The organism is Deltaproteobacteria bacterium IMCC39524, assembly GCA_029667085.1.
GTDB lineage: Bacteria > Desulfobacterota > Desulfuromonadia > Desulfuromonadales > BM103 > M0040.
Window position 1 is genome coordinate 100,933 of the sequence record JARUHJ010000007.1, and the last position, 18,223, is coordinate 119,155.

The 18,223-nt window shown below is 52.4% G+C and carries 13 protein-coding genes; 2 read left to right on the top strand and 11 right to left on the bottom strand.

The window, feature by feature from the left end:
* Window position 1: 1 nt before the first annotated feature.
* Genes P9J64_15540 through gatC form a run of 6 tightly spaced genes read right to left on the bottom strand, consistent with a single transcriptional unit; the run spans window position 2 to window position 9,451 of the window.
* Entirely contained in the window at window positions 2-1,897 is a 1,896-nt protein-coding gene (locus P9J64_15540; GenBank protein MDG5469734.1) for a response regulator, read from the bottom strand.
* Window positions 1,894-5,094: a bifunctional [glutamate--ammonia ligase]-adenylyl-L-tyrosine phosphorylase/[glutamate--ammonia-ligase] adenylyltransferase gene (gene glnE, locus P9J64_15545; GenBank protein ID MDG5469735.1), complete on the bottom strand. Its 3,201-nt coding sequence runs from the start codon at window positions 5,092-5,094 to the stop codon at window positions 1,894-1,896. The genes P9J64_15540 and glnE overlap by 4 nt, the downstream gene beginning before the upstream one ends.
* An 8-nt stretch (window positions 5,095-5,102) precedes the next feature.
* Window positions 5,103-6,179 (bottom strand): S-methyl-5-thioribose-1-phosphate isomerase, encoded by a 1,077-nt coding sequence (gene mtnA / locus P9J64_15550; GenBank protein ID MDG5469736.1) that lies wholly within the window; start codon window positions 6,177-6,179, stop codon window positions 5,103-5,105.
* Window positions 6,180-6,184: 5 nt separating this feature from the next.
* Window positions 6,185-7,636, bottom strand: a complete 1,452-nt coding sequence (gene gatB / locus P9J64_15555; GenBank protein ID MDG5469737.1) for an Asp-tRNA(Asn)/Glu-tRNA(Gln) amidotransferase subunit GatB — start codon at window positions 7,634-7,636, stop codon at window positions 6,185-6,187.
* A 44-nt stretch (window positions 7,637-7,680) separates the two neighbouring features.
* Window positions 7,681-9,138 (bottom strand): Asp-tRNA(Asn)/Glu-tRNA(Gln) amidotransferase subunit GatA, encoded by a 1,458-nt coding sequence (gene gatA / locus P9J64_15560; GenBank protein MDG5469738.1) that lies wholly within the window; start codon window positions 9,136-9,138, stop codon window positions 7,681-7,683.
* A gap of 25 nt (window positions 9,139-9,163) precedes the next feature.
* The gene (gatC, locus tag P9J64_15565; protein ID MDG5469739.1) at window positions 9,164-9,451 is read right to left on the bottom strand and encodes an Asp-tRNA(Asn)/Glu-tRNA(Gln) amidotransferase subunit GatC; all 288 of its coding nucleotides are present in this window, start codon (window positions 9,449-9,451) and stop codon (window positions 9,164-9,166) included.
* Between the two features lie 281 nt (window positions 9,452-9,732).
* Here gatC and P9J64_15570 point away from each other — a divergent pair, with 281 nt between their 5' ends.
* Window positions 9,733-10,395: an OmpA family protein gene (locus P9J64_15570; GenBank protein ID MDG5469740.1), complete on the top strand. Its 663-nt coding sequence runs from the start codon at window positions 9,733-9,735 to the stop codon at window positions 10,393-10,395.
* Between the two features lie 80 nt (window positions 10,396-10,475).
* On the opposite strand, the gene tatA is transcribed toward P9J64_15570, so the two are convergent.
* The 5 genes from tatA to P9J64_15595 form a co-directional block, all read right to left on the bottom strand.
* Window positions 10,476-10,673 carry a twin-arginine translocase TatA/TatE family subunit gene (tatA, locus tag P9J64_15575; GenBank protein ID MDG5469741.1) on the bottom strand — a complete coding sequence of 66 codons (198 nt, stop codon included), beginning with the start codon at window positions 10,671-10,673 and terminating at the stop codon, window positions 10,476-10,478.
* Window positions 10,674-11,294: 621 nt separating this feature from the next.
* Complete coding sequence (locus P9J64_15580) at window positions 11,295-12,683, bottom strand: tetrathionate reductase family octaheme c-type cytochrome (GenBank protein MDG5469742.1); 1,389 nt, start codon at window positions 12,681-12,683, stop codon at window positions 11,295-11,297.
* 175 nt (window positions 12,684-12,858) lie between these two features.
* Window positions 12,859-14,589, bottom strand: a complete 1,731-nt coding sequence (locus P9J64_15585; protein MDG5469743.1) for a DUF3373 family protein — start codon at window positions 14,587-14,589, stop codon at window positions 12,859-12,861.
* A gap of 54 nt (window positions 14,590-14,643) precedes the next feature.
* Window positions 14,644-14,994, bottom strand: a complete 351-nt coding sequence (locus P9J64_15590; protein ID MDG5469744.1) for a cytochrome c — start codon at window positions 14,992-14,994, stop codon at window positions 14,644-14,646.
* Window positions 14,995-15,049: 55 nt separating this feature from the next.
* Complete coding sequence (locus P9J64_15595; GenBank protein ID MDG5469745.1) at window positions 15,050-15,370, bottom strand: cytochrome c; 321 nt, start codon at window positions 15,368-15,370, stop codon at window positions 15,050-15,052.
* Between the two features lie 449 nt (window positions 15,371-15,819).
* On the opposite strand from P9J64_15595, the gene P9J64_15600 reads away from it, so the two are divergent.
* Window positions 15,820-18,198, top strand: a complete 2,379-nt coding sequence (locus P9J64_15600) for an EAL domain-containing protein (protein ID MDG5469746.1) — start codon at window positions 15,820-15,822, stop codon at window positions 18,196-18,198.
* The last annotated feature ends 25 nt before the right edge of the window (window positions 18,199-18,223 follow it).

Below are 18,223 nucleotides of genomic sequence, written 5' to 3' on the forward strand. Positions count from 1 at the left end.
CTCAGCTGAACATTTTTCCGAACAAGCCTTTTTTCTCTTTTTCTTTTCGCATGCTCATCAGCCGTATCTCCCGCAAGGCCTCGGTGCAATTCGGGTTGCATTGAATGGCCTTTTCAAAGCGGCGTAGAGCCTCTTTTTCATTGCCTTCGTCTTTGCATACATAGCCCAGGAACAGATACGCAAGGCTCAGTTTGGGATTCAACTCTATCGCCCGCAGCAGGTTTTTACGGGCATTGATGATGACGTCCGTTGCCTTGGGGTTGAATTTGTAAGCACACCACGCCTGGTACATCAGGTATTCAGCTTCGTTTGGACTGATTTCAAGGGCTTCGGCAAAAGCTTTTTGTGCCTGGTCGTATTTTTTAACTCTAAAGAGGACGATGCCCTTCTGGAAAGCGGTTTCAGCTTGCAGGATTTTTTCCAGGCTGGTGGTCGAAGTTTTTTTCTCTCCCTGGCGGTCGTTAAGGTAAAGAGCTTTGGCCTTTGTATCGCTCAGTGTTTCATGCGCGTCGCTGATATGTTGAAAGAGGGCGTTAACCTTGTCCTTTAAGTCGGGGAGTGCGTCCTGCTCAAAAAAACGATCCGGATGATATTTTTTGACCATGTTGTAATACGATTTGCGCACTTGCTCGCGTGAGTCCGACTCACTCACACCGAGGAGCGTAAAGTAGTCCTGCTCCATCATCCAGGCGTAATCTTTCAGAAAGGATTCTCTGCGTGCTCGCGTAAGTTCCGTCTCATCACAATCCAAGTCCTCTTTTGCTTCTTCTGACTCCATGCGGGTAACGAGTATCCCCGTCGTCAGGAGGGCCGCGAGAAGAGGTTCTGCCTCTTTGCGTGACAAAAGGTGCCGTTTGAGAACTTCGCCCAAGGTCTCATTGCCCTGGCAACTTGCAAGTATGCGCTGCTCGTTGACCGAGAGCTGGATTTCCTGAAAACGATAAAGAGGGTTCTCTGCCTGTTGCAGGTAATGTTCAAGATGTGGCTCAAGAATTTTCAAAACCTGGTCTCTGTTAGCGTGGTCGCGCAATCCCTGAAGAATCAAATTGGCCGGAGAAAGATCAATGCTGGTGACGCCCTGCTTAAATTCACGAGCCTGGACAAAGCGGTATTTGCCTTCCGGCCAGGAAAATATGTCGAGGAGTTTGTCCAGCACCTGGGTACGCAGAGCGTCGTTCAGTTGCTGGGGCTTGAGCAAGCCCATCTCGATCAGAGCCGTGCCGTGTCGTTGCTTGCTCTGCTTGGACGCTTCCAGCGACTCTGCAAGAACCTCGTCGCTGAGGAGGCCAGTGCGAACCAGCATCTGGCCAAGAAATTCGCGAACCAGGTTTGACCGGACAAAGATAGGATAGCCGTTGCGAATATAGACAACTTTTTTCAGGTTGTTGTTTTCCAGGTGCAAGAGACCGGTCGCGCGTAAGCTGTAGAGGTTGTGAAGGATCCGTGGAAAGGCAGTTTCCGAGAGATTCCCTTCAATGCTCAGACGACCTGTTTCGGAAGCGGCCGTCGGAGCCCCGAGCAACGCGTCAATCTTTTCGTGGAGTGTTTTTAGAGGGAATGGCTTGAGCAGGTAGTCTGTTGCTCCGTATTGCTCACGAGCATCTTGAATGTGGTCTGCCTGCTTGTAGAAAGCCGTCATCATGATGATCGGCAGTTCGCTGGTTTTGGGGATCCCCCTCAGCTTACGGCAGAGTTGCAAGCCATTGGTGCCGGGAAGCAGGATGTCGAGGAGAGCGAGGGAGAAGTCGTGCTTGTCCAGCTCCTCCAATGCGGTTTCCGCATCTTCAAAACTGTGCACTTGATATCCGTGCAGACGCAGAGACTCGGAGAGAAAACGACGAATGTTAGGATCGTCATCCACGACCAGAATATGCTTGTTGCCCCCCTCCGCAATCATGCTCGAGCACTCTCCTTGCTGTTCAAGATACGTTCAAAAATATCCCGGATGGTCTGAGTCGTTCTGGCGTACTCATCCTTGAACAACTGTTCAGGTCGACCGGTGGCCTCTGAATAGCCAAGATGCCGCGCCAGTTTGGCAAGATAGAGTGGCTCAGACATCAATTGGTTAATTGATTGGTCATGTACCAGCCGCAACTTGTTTTCGAGGCGTCTTAAGAACTTATAGCCGATAACGAGATTCTCACAGTCTTTTTCCGAAAGCAAGTTTTCGTCCCTGAGAATTTCTAGAGCCTCTACCGTATTGCGACAGCGTAGCGCTACATGCTCCCTGCCGTGAAGTAGTTGTAAATATTGAGCGATGAACTCAACATCAACCATGCCGCCACGCCCGGTTTTGATGTTTCGATTCTCCGCACTTTCCTGGCCGAGTTCTTTCTCCATGCGTTGACGCAGTCGGTAGATCTCTTCTTTGAGATTCTCGGGCAAGGGCTGTTCGTAAACAATCTCTGCTGTCAGTGCGTCGTAATTTGCTGCTAGCCCGGGGTGGCCTGCGACAACCCTGGCCTTGATTAACGCCTGACGCTCCCATGGCGCCGCTGACTCTTCGTGGTATTCCCGATAGGCTGGCAGGGACGAGACCAGCGGCCCCTGATTCCCTGAAGGTCTCAATCGCGTGTCTATTTCGTAGACATGCCCTTCCTGGGTCATCAGGGTCAGCACTGAAATAATCCGTTGAGCAAGACGTGCAAAATACTGCTGATTGGTCTGGGGCCTGAAGCGATCAGGGTCGGTCCCTTCAACCGGTCTGGTCTTTCCGTCACCTTCGTAGATAAAGATGATGTCGAGGTCGGAATGATAGTTCAGCTCCATGCCGCCGAGTTTACCCATGCCGATGATCGCAAAGGTTGCCTCATGCAGCGCGTCTCCATTGCCTTCACAATAAGGCAGCCCGTAGCGCTCGATCAGCTCTTTGCGAGCGATCTCCATTGCCTTTTGTAAGCAGACTTCAGCGACCAGTGACAACTGCGTCGTGGTGTGTCCCTGTGGTGTATGGCCATAGATATCGTTGAGGGCGATGCGCAGAAACTCTTCATTGCGGAACCGTCGCAGGGTGTTCAGCAGTTCCTCGTAGTGTGGAGCATTGTCCAGCAATTCGGTCAGCTCATGGTCAAGGTCTTCCAGGGTCTTGATGTTCTGGGCGTAGCTCCTTGATACAAGGGTGTCGAGAACTTCCGGGTGCTGGATAAAGTTGCGTGACAGGAATTGACTGGTTGCAAAAAGCGAGACCAGAACCTTGATAATCTCCGGGTTCTCTGCGAGTAGGGAATAGTAAGTGCCACGTGCCCGCCGACAGGCTTCGAGAAACTTTTCCATGTTCGCCAGAGCCATCGGTGGGTCCGGGCAGTGCAAGACTTCCTGGAAGAGGAGTGGAGCGATACGGTCGAGTCGTCGATGTGCCCGTTCTGTCAGGTAACCCTTGGTGCCACCTTGACGCAGCATCTTGAGGCTCTCGAAAGCCGGTTCCGGGGGCCGGAAGCCTTTTTCTTCAAGAATGTCCAGGCAGAGGTCCGGGTCCGCGTTGTCATCAAAGAGAAGGGACACTTCGCGACTGACCTGGGTAGGCAGATCTTCTTCACTGGTATAGAAGAGATCATGAAAGACTGTCGTGACATTGTCCCGGTGCTTTTGCAGCTCTGTCATGAATGCGTCGGTATGAGGGAAGCCACAGCGCCTTGCCAGCGCAGTGAGTTCGTCGGGCCTGGTTGGCAGGTTGTGAGTCTGTTGTTCATGGACCACCTGAATGCGGTGCTCTGCCGTGCGCAGAAAACGATAGGCGGCAGTCAGGTTGTCCCGCTCTTCGGTGGTAATGAGCTCCTCGGCACAGAGAAGATGCAAAGCTTTGAGGGAGTTGCGTTCACGTAGCTGCGGTTTTTTCCCGGCGTTGATCAATTGCAGCGCCTGGATGAAAAACTCTATTTCGCGGATCCCGCCTTGTCCCAGCTTAAGGTTCAACTCCCCCTCTTTCTCACGCGTCAGGCTGCGATCGATCTTCTGCTTCATGATCTTGATGTCATCGATCATGGCGTAGTCGAGGTGGCGACGGTAGATGAAGGGTTGCAAGCGTTCCAGCAACTCTTCGCCCAGGGGCTTTGAACCCGCAACAGGGCGAGCCTTGAGCATTGCAGAGCGTTCCCAGCTCTGCCCCCAGCTCTCGTAATAAATTTCCCCGGCGGCGATGGAGTTGGCCATCTCTCCGCTGTTGCCCTCCGGCCGCAAGCGCAGGTCGACGCGGAATACGAAGCCGTCTTCTGTCGCCTGTCCGATCGCCTTACTGATCAACTCAGAGAGTTTTACAAAGTATTGATGGATTGAAATCTGGTTGCGCAGTCCTCGAACAGGGTCGTTAACGCCGGTGGTTTTGCCACGATCAGAGTTGTAGAAGTAGATCAGGTCAACATCAGACGAAAAGTTCAGTTCGCAGCCGCCGAACTTGCCCATGCCAAGCACAGTGAATTTTGCGGTCTCCGGCGCTTCATCGTCCTCGGCATCGATAAGGGGCAAACCATAGTCGGACTGAAGCTGAACGCTGCAGACTTCGAATGCCCTCTGCAGGGTGGCTGCAGCCAGTGAGGAGAGCTCATCCGTGACCTCTTCCAACTCTGCAAGCCCGCACAGGTCGCGACCGCCGATACGCAACATCTCCTGGCCTTTGTAAATGCGTAGACCACGATGCAATGCCGCTGTATCTGCCGTATCAGCGATCAGTTGACGAAGTTCAACACACATTTGTTCTTCGGTTTTTGTCTGCTCTATCTGGGATTGAACAAACAGCCCTTCAAAAAAGCTGGCTCTACGACAGAGCAGCCCTGCCAGGAAGGGTGAAGCACCAAGAATTGTCAGGAGTTGATTTGATGGTATGGGGTGGCTCAGGATCGTGGTCAGTCGCTCATTTTTAACTGTACCGCTTAAACGCTCGAGATTGTTGAGGGCCAGGTCGGGATCGGCAGTTGTCAGCGCATGCTTGGCAATGTTGATGACAAGCTTGGGCCTTGTAAATATTCCCTGTAGAAGAACCAGGTTGGTTGCGGTCTTCGCCGGTTCTGCAAAGCCAGCTTTTCTGGCAGTCTCCGCAAGGGCTTTTTCATCACCGGTCAAGAGTTCTTCCAGCCATGTCCGAATCTCTGAAAAGGTCATCAGGTCATTTATCCGCTCTGCCGGACATAAGCGGCCAGTTGCTCTGTGTAGTTCCCTTGGGCGACACCATGTTCGGTGATGATGGCGCTGATCAGGCGCGCTGGTGTTATGTCAAAGGCTGGATTGAAGACAGCAATACCTGTAGGCGCCAGTTGTTGCTCACCGATGTGGGTCACTTCGCGCGTATCTCTTTCTTCGATCGGAATCTGTGAGCCGTCAGTGAGCTGCAAATCAATCGTCGAGGTCGGCGCCGCGACATAGAAAGGGATCTTGTGCTCCTTGGCGAGAATGGCAACGGTATAGGTGCCGATCTTGTTTGCAACATCGCCGTTGGCCGCGATCCGGTCGGCACCCACAATGACCGCATCAATGGCGCCCTTCGACATCAGGTAGCCCGCCATGTTGTCGCAGATCAGAACGGTCTGGATGCCATCTCTTTGCAATTCCCATGCGGTCAACCGAGAACCTTGCAGGAAGGGACGGGTCTCATCGGCAAAGACAGCAACCTCCTTGCCGGCAGCGACTGCGGCGCGGATGACTCCCAGGGCTGTACCGTAACCGCCCGTTGCCAGGGCCCCCGCATTGCAATGCGTCAAGATACGTACCTTGTCAGGCAGGAGCGCTGCCCCGTGGCGGCCCATATTCATATTGATGCGGATATCTTCCTCGTTGATCGCCATGGCCTCGTACTCAAGAGCGATCTTCAGGTTGCCTACAGGCTGCTCGGGGTTAGCCTGTACCAGGCTCTTCATCCGGTCCAGAGCCCAGAAGAGGTTGACCGCTGTCGGCCTGGTTGCCCCTAGAACTTCGCAGGCATGGTCAAACTCTTTCACAAATTCGGCATAGTCTTCGGTCTCTATGGCACGTGCCCCGAAGAGCGCACCGTAGGCTGCGGTCACGCCGATCGCCGGGGCTCCTCGGACGACCATGCTGCGAATCGCCTCGGCCACCGCCAGGTAGTCTGTGTATTCCAGCCAGACTTCTTCGGTCGGCAGGAGACGTTGGTCGATCAGGCTGAGAACGCCATCGTTGTATTTGATGGGTCGAATACCACCCGCGTCGGGGAATGCTGCGCAATTGCTCATTGTCTTCAGTTTCCTGTGAGTTTTTTCTTCAGTAGTTGATTGACCATGCCGGGGTTGGCTTTGCCCTGGCTGGCCTGCATGACCTTGCCGACGAAGAAGCCGATCAGCTTGTCTTTGCCGCCCAGGTACTCAGCGACCTGGTCCGGGTTGGCGGCGATAACCTCATCGACCAGGCCTTCGATGGCACCGGTGTCTGTGACCTGCTTGAGGCCCTCAGCGTCTATGATCTGATCAGCGGTCTGGCCCTTTTGCCACATCTTTTCAAAGACGGTTTTGGCGATCTTGCCGGAGATTGTGTTGTCTGCTATGCGGGCGAGCAAGCCGGTGAGAAGCTCTGGCGTGATCGGCACGTCCGTAATCTCGGTATCAGATTCCTTGAGCTTGCGCAAAATCTCACCCATGATCCAGTTAGCACAGCTTTTGGCGTCGCTGCCGAGGGCGACACAAGCATCAAAATATTCAGCCAGAGCACGGTCAGATGCGAGTACCCCGGCGTCGTAGACGGACATCCCCAACTCTTCGACAAAGCGGCCGCGTTTTACCTCCGGAAGCTCGGGGAGGGTGGCCCGCACTTCTTCGATCCACTCCGGGCTGATGACCAGCGGCACAAGGTCCGGGTCTGGGAAGTAGCGGTAGTCGTGAGCCTCTTCCTTGCCGCGCATGGAGCGGGTCATGCCGGTGTCGCTGTCAAAGAGTCGCGTTTCCTGAACGACTTTGCCGCCTCCTTCAATCAGATCGATCTGACGTTCGACCTCGTACTCGATGGCCTGCTTAATGAAGCGGAAGGAGTTGATGTTCTTCAACTCGGCGCGGGTGCCGAACTCTTCCTGATCGTAGGGGCGCACCGAGACGTTGGCGTCACAACGGAAGCTGCCTTCCTCCAGGTTGCCATCGCAAACCCCGAGATAAACGACGATCTGATGTAGTTTTTTCAGGTAGTCGATGGCCTCTTCAGCAGAGCGCATGTCCGGCTCCGAGACAATTTCCAGCAAGGGTGTACAGGCACGGTTGAGGTCGACCAGCGAGCTCCCTGCTGTTTGCGGGGTGTCGCCGTGGATCAGTTTGCCGGCATCCTCTTCCATGTGAGCGCGGGTGATCCCGATCCGTTTGCGTTCACCATTGTCGAGGTCGATGTCCAACCAGCCATGCTCGCAGATCGGCAGTTCGAACTGGGAGATCTGGTAGCCCTTGGGCAGGTCCGGGTAGAAATAATTTTTGCGTGCGAAGATAGAGCGTGGTGCGATCTGGCATTTGGTCGCCAGGCCGGTTTTAATGGCAAGCTCTACGACCTTCTGGTTGAGGACGGGCAGGGCGCCGGGCAGGCCGAGACAAACCGGGCAGGTCTGCGAGTTGGGTGTTTGGCCGAAATCTTTAGAGCAGCCGCAAAAAATCTTGGTGTTGGTGGTCAGCTGGACATGCACTTCCAGGCCGATGACAGTTTCGTAACTTTGGCTCATATTCTTAGCCCTTTTGCGTTTAAACTTTTGTGTTTATAGAGACATTAAAATTCTGGTTTCCGTTTGTGCCATTCCGTCGCCTGCTCGTAAGCATGGGCTGTGCGCAAAAGAGTTGCTTCATCGAAAGGCTTGCCGATCAACTGCAGGCCGATTGGTCGCTCGTCTGTCGAGAAACCGCAGGGCAGACTCATGGCACAGGTGCCGGCCAGGTTGACCGGGATCGTGTAAATGTCCGACAGGTACATCTGCAGCGGGTCGTTGACCTTCTCTCCCAAGGCGAAGGCAGGGGTTGGTGCCACCGGCGTCAAGAGCGCGTCTACGGTTTCAAAGGCGTTCAAGAAGTCCTGACGGATCAGGGTCCTGACTTTCTGTGCCTTGAGGTAATAAGCATCGTAATAACCCGAAGAGAGGGCGTAGGTGCCGAGCATGATGCGACGCTTGACTTCGGAACCGAATCCGGCCGCACGAGTCTGCATGTACATATCGACCAGATTATCGGCATTCTCGGCGCGCAGGCCATAGCGTACGCCGTCGTACCGCGCGAGGTTGCTGGAAGCCTCTGCTGTTGCGATCAGGTAGTAGCAGGCGACCGCGTAAGAGGTGTGCGGGAGGCTGACCTCAATAATCTCTGCGCCCAGTTCACGGTATTTGTCTGCGGCCTGTTCGACCGCTTTGCGGACATCGTCATCCAGGCCTTCGATGAAGTATTCTTTCGGCAGGCCGATCTTCAACCCTTTAAGGTCTCCGGTCAGGTTGCTTTGATAGTCAGCGACCGGGGTGTTGACGGAGGTGGAGTCTGCCGGGTCGTAGCCGGCGATGGCTTGCAACATCAGGGCGCAGTCGCGAACGTCGCGGGTGACCGGACCGACCTGGTCCAGTGATGAAGCATAGGCAATGACGCCGTAACGGGAGACCCGACCGTAGGTCGGCTTGAGGCCGACGACGCTGCAGTGTGCCGCCGGTTGCCGGATCGACCCTCCGGTGTCTGTGCCGAGCGCGGCAACCGCCTGGCGCGCGGCTACACTGGCTGCGCTGCCACCTGAAGAGCCACCCGGAACGAGGTCTTGATTCCAGGGGTTACGAGCCGGGCCAAAGGCGCTGTTCTCGTTGGAGCTGCCCATGGCGAACTCATCCATGTTCAACTTGCCGACAATGACGGCTTTTTGTTCTTTGATGCGGGCAATGGCCGTAGCATCGTAAGGGGAGACGTAATTATCGAGAATGCGCGACGCACAGGTGGTACGCAATCCGGCGGTATTGAAAATGTCTTTTGCAGCGATTGGCAACCCCGTCAAGGCTTGTGCCTTGCCATCGGCGATAGCTTGATCAGCGGCCTGCGCTTCTGCGAGCGCCGTTTCGTTGCAGATGGTGATAAAAGTGTTGAGGGCCGGATTGGTCGCCGCAATGCGGTCAAGGTAAGTCTTTGTGACCTCGACAGACGAGATTTCCCGTTTGTCCAGTTTGGCGCGTAACTCCGAGAGAGTTAGATCATAAACCGTCATAATATTTTGTCCGTAGAGAAGATGTTTATTCGATGACTCGGCGAACCCTGAAGGCGCTCTCTGCAGCGTCAGGAGCATTACTCAAGGCTTGTTCAGGGGTGAACCCGTCTTTTATCTCGTCAGGGCGAAAGGCGTTTTCCATCGGCACGGCGTGGGCGGTGGGGACGATGCCTTCTGTATCAAGAGCGGCAAGCTGCTCAACATAACCGAGAATTGCATCCATCTCTCCGGTCAGAGAATCGAGTTCCTCTGCGCTCAATGCCAGGCGAGCGAGGCGACTGACATGCTCGACTTCGGTACGAGTAATTTTCATTTCCAGGTAAACCTCCAAGGCTTGATCTCGTCTAAAAAAGCAAAGAAGAAAATTAGCACGGCGGTCCATAACAAGGCAAGGGCGAGAAGCCTTGTTTCTGCCTGTTTACCCTGTTTTTCGTGCGATCTGTCGTAAAGTTGCTGATATGATTCGTAGAAGTGGCAAAGTTATCGTCAGTAAGATATCATGCCTTTAGATGGTAGCGCGTTGTTTGTCGTCAAGACGTTTGTCCATACTATATCTTGAATCCTTAAAATTTGAAGGGGAGGTCTTTCATGCTTATGATTAAACGAATTTCAGTTCTGGTCCTGGTTGCGGTAACTCTGTGGGGTTGTGCTGCGCCTCAGAATAACACTCAAAAAGGGGCTCTTTATGGCACCGGTATCGGCGCGGCCGTTGGCGCCGGTCTGGGGCAGGTTATTGGTGGCGACACCAAGTCAACGCTGGTCGGCGCAGGCATCGGAGCGGCCCTCGGCGGCGTTGCCGGTGGTTCCATCGGCCGCTATATGGATAACCAGGAAGCGGAGCTTCGTCAGCAGTTTGCTGCGAGTGATGCGGCTAATATCCAGCGCAATGCCGATCTTCTCGCTGTTACCTTCAAGAGTGATGTCCTCTTCGAGGTTAACTCGTCAACCTTAAAGGCCGGAGCCTATACGGAGATCGATCGTATCGCCAAGGTTCTGGTGCAGTACCCTCAGACGACGATCCAGATCGCCGGTCATACGGATAGCTCTGGTGCTGAAAGCTACAACCAGACGCTCTCTGAGCGTCGTGCCATGAGCGTTCAGAATGCTTTGTCCGGCCGGGGTGTCGATGCTACGCGCATGCAGGTGATCGGTTTTGGTGAAGGTCAGCCGATTGCTGATAACGCAACGGAGGCCGGACGCCAGCTGAATCGACGGGTGGTTGTTACGATTGCTCCCCAACAGGGCGCGACTTACTAATCGAAACAAGTTTAAAATCCGACAAAAAAGCGACTCCTGATAGGGAGTCGCTTTTTTGTTGTTAACTATTTAGCTCCGGACTATTTGTCCTGCTCTTTATCATCGATTTTTTCAGGTTCCTCTTCAGACTTCTCTTCGTTACCTTCTTTGACGCCGTCCTTGAAGTTGCGCAGGCCTTTACCCAGCGCACCACCAACCTGTGGTAATTTGCCGGCACCGAAAATAATCATGACAAGTACCAGGATGATAATCAGTTCTGTTGTACCAAGTCCGAACATGGGAGTGACTCCTTGAAAGAGTTGTTTGTGCCATCATCATAGCCATATCCATGGAAAAATCAACTGATTTACAGACTCTTGCCGTATACGGCATTCTCGCAAATTAATCGGACCTATTGCCCATACTAAGGGAATACGTCTTTACGCGAGAATAGGAAAAGCTCAACGCAAAGACGCAAAGATAAGCAAGGAAAGACGCAAAGGGAGTTTGTCCTCGCTTTTTGAGATGGTTTTCTTTGCGGGCTTTCTCTGCCCCCTTTGCGCCTTTGCGTTAAATAGTTTTGTGGTTATCTACTTCACTCAACTAACTGATCAAGGTTAGCAGACAACCATTCTATCCTTACAAATCAAGAGGCTTTAAGGTCAAAAGAAATATTAATAACAGGGATAGGCAGGATAAGCAGGATAAAGTCAAAACCTTCGGAGTGTGGAGAAATCACTAATGTTTGGTTCTTATGGTTTTATCCTATACATCCTGTATATCCCTGTTCAAAAAAAGTTTAAGACCCTATGGCTATTGGTGGAGCGAAGTAGATAATCAGATAGCTTTTTTATGTAGGCCCGAATAAAAAAAGGGACCGACAGTTGCCGGTCCCCGTAAGCCAAACAAGTTAAGGGCGCTTATTTGGATCTTGCGAATTTAGGGTTGTCCATCGGGTCGCCTTTGTAGCCGAGGTCTTCCCAGGTCATCCGGCCGTTGTCTCCGTGGCAGTCCAGGCAACCCAGGGCATCTTCTTTGGGAGAAACCATGTGGTTGATGCTCCAGTACATTTCGGTGGGCGCAAAGCCATATTCACCACTGTAGGCAAGACCGCTGGACTCCATGCCGAGGCGAGCTGCCTTATCCCAGTCGTAGTCGACCCAGTAGCCGCCATCACCGAAAACTTTTGCGGTGATGAAGTACTTGTTCTTTGAATCATAGATCTGCTTGCCTGAATGGAGCTTGAAGGGGTGGATCTTGGCCTTCTCATCCTTGATATCGCCATTAGGGTAAGTCAGGTAGGTCATTTTCGACGGGTCCATTTTATCGCCACGGTTGTATGCGCTGGCGCTACCGTTGTACCAGAGGTAGTTGGGTGTCACCATTTTACCCCAGGTGAAGTGGCCTTTCTTTTTGTTGTAAGAGTGTTTGCCGTTTTCATCTACAGGAGCTTCAATGTCCTGTCCGGCCGTTGACCAGTCCCATGAAAGCTTGGTGGGGACTTCTTTGGCGTAGAACGGAATATGGCACGTCTGGCAGGAGATGTCCTCTGCGTGCTTGTTCAGTCTGCTCTGGGCATGAGGAGCGTCTTCATGGCACTTGGCGCAGGAGAAATGGCTGGTACCGCCCGGTGAAACACCGAGTGAGTTGCCGGGGATCGCATGACCTTCTGTGACGTGGCACTCCTGGCAAGTGAAGTCATTGCCATCGGCATCCATGTGAACATCAACAGAACGGCTTGGATACTCCATGGAAGAGTCGAGATCGCCGTGCTTGACCGCATCTCCGCCACCACCATAGAAGTGACAGGTGCCGCAGTTGAAACGGCTTGGTGCGCCAACGCTCTGGGCGACGTAAACCAGGTCGACACGCTTGGCAGGGTTGCCTGCTCCCGTGGCTTCTTTAACGTAGGTTCCCGTAGTGTCATGGCAGACCAGGCAGTCAACCTTGCTGGAATCGGTGAAGTCGAAACTGGAATCTGTCCAGCCGTAGCCGGCGTGACAGCTGGTGCAGCGTGGCTCATTGCCGGAGATTGAAGTGCAAAAATTGTTGATCGCATTTTTCTTGCCGCGAACAACTTTCTTACCGTCAACCATTTGCTCCTGAGCCCAGGTCCAGTGAGTGGTCTTCATGAAGTCATTGGCGTGCTTCTCGTGGCACTTAAGACACTTGGCCGTTACTTCCGGCCCAGTATCAAGAGGGCCCTGAAGGTAGTAGGAGTGGTCGTTTTCGACTGCCAGCGCTGTGGCTGCAGTCAGGGCGAGTAGTAGGACGCTGCAGAGTACGCCTGACATAAACGCTTTTTTCATGGTTGTTTCTCCTTAAAAAAGAAAGGTGTGTCGCTGGTTAGAGTTTTGTAAGATTATTTATGTTTACCAGAATAATGGTCTTTGGCAAACCAACATAATATATCGATATATAGATTAATATCGCCAAATAAGTGGGGGAGAGGTTGAACCTCTCCCCCAAGAAGAACGGTCTGACTTAGAACTGCACTGTCAGAGAAGCATTCAGGTCATAAGCTGTGTCGATGACGGGCAACAGGGAGTAAGCAGTGCCATCCTGGATGTCGTCAATCTTTTTCGGCTTGCCAACCGGTGAGCCGCTGTTGCTGTACTCGAAGTCGTAGTAGAGACCAGCAAGCTTGATGAACATCTTCGGGTTAATGTCGAAGATATAGTAGGCTTCGCCGACATGACCGCGGGTGGCCAGCTTGCTGCCAAGAGAGTCATCTTGGCCCTGGGTGAAAGGGGTCCAGTATTTGGAGCCGTAGTTGTACTCCAGGCCGGCCTTGCCGTAGGGCGCTGGAACCTGGACACCGGCGTAGAAGCCGTAACCGTCGCGGTTCTTGTCTTCGCTGGCGTTTTTCGGAACCATATAGATCTCGGTGCCGTCAGCAGAGAGCTCGGCTTCGAAAACTGCATCGGTGCCCATGCCGCCGAACATGCCGGCATTGCCGTTGGGGCGCATCTGGGTCCAACCGACAGAGGTGAACCATTTAATGCCGTTGTCTTCAGCACGGGAGAAGACCATGCCAGCGAGGTTGATATCACCGATCGTAGTGCTGGGCTGATAGCGGGTTTCAAAGTTGAAGTTGGGGAACTTCTGCATGTCCTTGTACAGCGTTGGAGCGAACAGCTCGGCATATTGAGTCGGGAAAGCGATGGTTCCCTTGAAGCCGTCGTTGATGTCCTGGGCCGTAAAGATAGTGGTCTGGAAGAAGTTCTGGCCATCATTGTACAGGTCGAAGTTGAAGCCGGCAAAATGGGTGTCTTTAGTGGTTCTGAGGTCGTTGAAAAGCTCACCGTTGCCCCACTCGGACTCAAAACCCTGGCCGTAGCAGAAGCGGGCGACCATGCCTTCGATGCCGGTCAGGTCTTCGAGGCTGCGGCCAACCGTGATGCCGTCAAAGTTGAGGAACATGACGTTACCGGTCGGGGTGCCGCCGCGCAGTTCGTTCTCGCGGACCTCGGTGGGAGGGCCGTAAGTGGAGGGACGACGACCGATGGAGAGGTACATGCCCGTATCAGCGATATTGCTCCAGTCCATGTAGGCGCGATCTACGCGAAGGGCGTCACCGTTAGTGTTCCCACCGTTGGTGCCGTCCATGGAGAAGGCTCGCCAGGAATCAAAAACCTGAGAATTGGTAGAATCACCCCAGTTCTTGTACATGGCCAGACGACCAGAAAACTTAACATTGTCCCACACCTTAGCTTTCATGTTGAGGCGTAAACGGGAGTCGTACATGATGTCGTTGTTGATGTCGCTTGTGTCGGGATTTATTGCAAGTCTGAAATTCCCAACACCAGGAGCATTGTTGACTGGATCCATCATGTATGCGCCCATCATTTGCTGAAGCATTGTGAACATTTCAGGATCAGTTTTAGCCAAGTTGGTAAACAGTGTATTCAGCGCAGCACCCGAACCTGGGTCTGTCTGCCAAACTGCCGCTTTGTTGAAGAAATCCGTGAAATCAACCTGAATCCCTGGGTTAAAAGTCACATCATTGTAGTGCAGGCTGTGAGCTCTGGAGCGCAAGTCCCCGCTGAACTCAATGCGATCGAGGGTCGCGTGACGCTCAGCGCCATCGACACGATCGTTCAGCTCCTCAAGTTCTTCGCTCAACTCCTGGATCTGCTTCTGCAGCTCCGAGATCATGGCGTCTTCTTGGCCCGCCGCGAAGGTGGTCATCGGCAGAGCCAGCAGCGTCGCCATAACCAGGTAAAGAAACTTCTGCATCTTGGTACCTCCTAATAAAATAGTGAAAATCTACTGGCCGCAGGTTTCCGGTTGTGCAGAGTCTGCGGCATGATCATACATAAACTGTATGATATCAATAAGTTCGTTTGAAGAAATCTTGTCCCAGGCTCCCGGTGCAAGCTTGTTATGCTTGTCTTTCTTGTAGAAACGCTCCCACTGTTTCTGAGTCTTCGAGAGTGGCGTCATGGTGCCGCCATCGCTTCCGGCCAGATGACAATACTTGCACTTCTCTTTTGCCAGGGCCTTGCCTGCCTTGGAATCGCCCCCTTCGATTGCAGCTTGCGCGATTGTGATTGTAATCAGGCTCGCAAAAAACAGGGTTAAACAAGAGACCTTAAGCGATTTCAGGACAACTTTCATGGTCGAGCCTCCAGCAGGGTCATTGGATCCGAGCTAGATCTCCTTCGAAAACTATTTAGCCGCAAGTCTGTGGCTGAGGAGAGTCTGCCGCGTGATCAAACAGGAACTGCTGAATGTCTTTCAAATCTTGTTCCGAAAGATTTTTCCAGGCCTCTTCGTCATGCTTTTTCTTGTCGAAAAGGCGGTCCCACTGAGACTGGGTTTTGGTCATTGGGGTGACTTCGCCGCCTTCACCGCCACTTGAATGACAGGTTTTGCAGGTTTTTTTGAAGAGGTGCTTGCCTTTCCGTGGGTTGCCACCCTCGGCAGCCAGGGCTGATGTTGCAATGAAGGTCACCAGGGTAAGAAAGATTACTGACTTGATTAAGCTTTTCATGATTGATATGCCTCCGCTTTTTGTTGTTACCGGGTCTCGCTATGTCACTATGTCACCAGCATAACTTAAGCTTGACTGACCGGCCTATATTGGTTTTCGTATATTCTAATTTCACAATCTATGCCAATTTGACTAAGCATATATCTAAGATATTGAATTAAGCAAAAAAGTACCTCATAGATGCGTTTTCTGCATTGGTTCTAGTGTGAATCGTATCATAAGAACACTCTAATGACAGTGATATAACTGAAGATGTGAAATATAAGTTCGCCTTTTGACCAATCTCGTTTTCAGATTGGATCAAAGGTGTCTTCCTGCAAGAAGGATATTAATCTTCAGGAGTGTCTTCAATTGCCCAAAAGCTATAGTTTCTTCTAGATGTTTAATAAATTTTTATTTATATTTAAACATCTTTCTCTTCTCTGTTTTGAAATGGGGGTCTTGTCAGAATGAGTCGTATTGAACAAGAAAACGCTCAGTCATCGGCAAACTGGGTCGACAGCCTCGGCAAATATTTACAGAACAGCAACATGAAGACTGCTCTGCTTGAAGGTCACGAGCGGTTTCTTCTGGTTGCCAAAGCCCGTTGGCTTTTCCTGGTCTTCGTTGCTGTTTATGGTGCTTGCGCCGGGGTCGGTTACGTCTTCAGCGATTTTGGCTGGTTTCTGACCACTCCGCAGTTGGTTGGTCTGATGGTTGGAGTGTTACTCATCCTGACTTACAATGCCGTCTTCTTCGTCAATCACAAACAACTGGCCGGACTCCGCTATAGCGGCCACTTCCAGGTCATGCTCGATTATCTTTGCGTCACCTTGCTTGTCCATTTGAGTGGTGGCGTGGCCAGTTGGTTCTGGCCGGTTTACCTGTTGGTCACCTTTGAAGCCGCCATCCTGATTGAAAGCCGTGCCCAGGTTTATCTGCTCGGGATGTTTTCTGGCGGTTGCTATTTCTTCATCTTGGCCGGTGCTTATCTCGATATCATCCCATACGTTAATATGCCCTTTATTGACACTGGATTACATCACCATGCGTTCTTCCTGGCGCTGATGTGGTTCTGGGTGAGTTTGCTGAACACCATTACGACCGTGGTCAGTAACTATCTCATGAATGTTCTGCGCCGTGGTCATGCCCAGGTACAGGCAACCGAAGCGCGGCTCAAGGAATTTCTCGAAGGTGCAAATGACCTGATATTCAGTGTGAAACCTGATGGCCAATTTCTCTATGCCAATCGTGCGTGGGAGCGTGTGCTCGGCTATGATCGCGCAAATATTTCCGAGTTGTCACTCGAGAATGTCATTGATGCCGATATGCGGATCAAGTGCATGGCGGAGGTTGAGAAAGCAACCAGGGGGGAAAAGGTAGAGCCTCTGGAGGGCCGTTTAAAGACTGAGGCTGGAGGAACCGTCGATGTTGAAGGGACGATTACCTGCAGCTTCCAGAACGATGAGGCCGGTGCCGTCTGGGTGATCTGCCGGGATATCACCGCTCGAAAGACAGCCCAGGAGCAACTCCATTTCCTGGCTCATCATGACCAGCTGACGGATTTGCCCAATCGCCTCTTGTTCGCGGACAGGTTGCGTCAGGCGCAGGCTCGTGCGAAACGTGAAAAACATCAGTGCGGTATTCTTTATCTGGACCTGGACCGTTTTAAAATTATAAATGACACTTTGGGCCATGCTGTCGGTGATCTCCTATTGCAAGAGGTTGGCAGGCGTTTACGCCGTTGTACCCGCGAGGTTGACACCGTGGCCCGCATCGGTGGTGATGAGTTCTCTATCGTACTCGTCCATCTTAACAGTGTGTTAGACGCTGAACAGGTCGCGACTAAGATTCTCAAGGCTCTTGCCAAGCCGGTGCAGGCCGATGAACATGAAATCTTTATTACCACCAGTATCGGCATCAGTATCTATCCAAATCATGATGATGAACCTGAAGAGCTTTTGAAGAAAGCTGATGCGGCCATGTACCAGGCGAAAGCCCAGGGGCGCAACAATTACCAGCTTTATGATCCCGCGATGGATCAGGATGCCGAAAAGCGGATGACGCTTGAGAATGGCATGCGCCGGGCGATTGAACGGGAAGAATTCCGTATTTTTTACCAACCGAAAATTGATTCGCTCAGCGGTGAGATCACGGCTCTGGAAGCCCTGATTCGTTGGGAGCATCCCGAGCTTGGTTTGCTTTCACCAGCAGAGTTTATTGCCCTTGCTGAGGAGACCGGCCTGATTGTTCCGATCGGCGAATGGGTTATGAGGCGAGCCTGCCAAGACAACCGGCGGTGGCAGGAAGAGGGACTGCCAAAAGTGCGCGTCGCAGTTAATTTGAGTGGTTACCAACTGCAGGCAAAGAACTTTGTCACCGCGGTAGCGACGGTTCTCGAAGAGACAGGGCTTGCGGGGGAGTGTCTCGAGTTCGAAGTCACCGAGACGGTAATTATGCAGAACCCGGATTTTGTTGTGGGTATTTTGGTACAGGTCCGTGATATGGGGATCCATATCTCAATCGATGATTTCGGCACAGGTTATTCCTCCCTTGCCCATCTCAAGCGCTTCTCGGTGAATACCCTGAAGATTGATCGTACCTTTGTGCGGGATATCGAAAAGAATTCAACCGATGCGGCCATAACCAGCGCGATCATCTCTATGGGCAGCAGCCTTGATCTCAAGGTTATTGCAGAAGGGGTTGAAACAGAAGGGCAGTTTGACATGCTCAAGGAAAAGCATTGTGATGAGATGCAGGGCTATTTATTCAGTAAGCCTGTGCCAGTGGAAAATGTGGCAGATCTTTTGCGTGACGGCTTGACGAAAAGAAAGCATAGCGGGAAATAGCCTGATGGCTCGGCTGTTGTGTTAT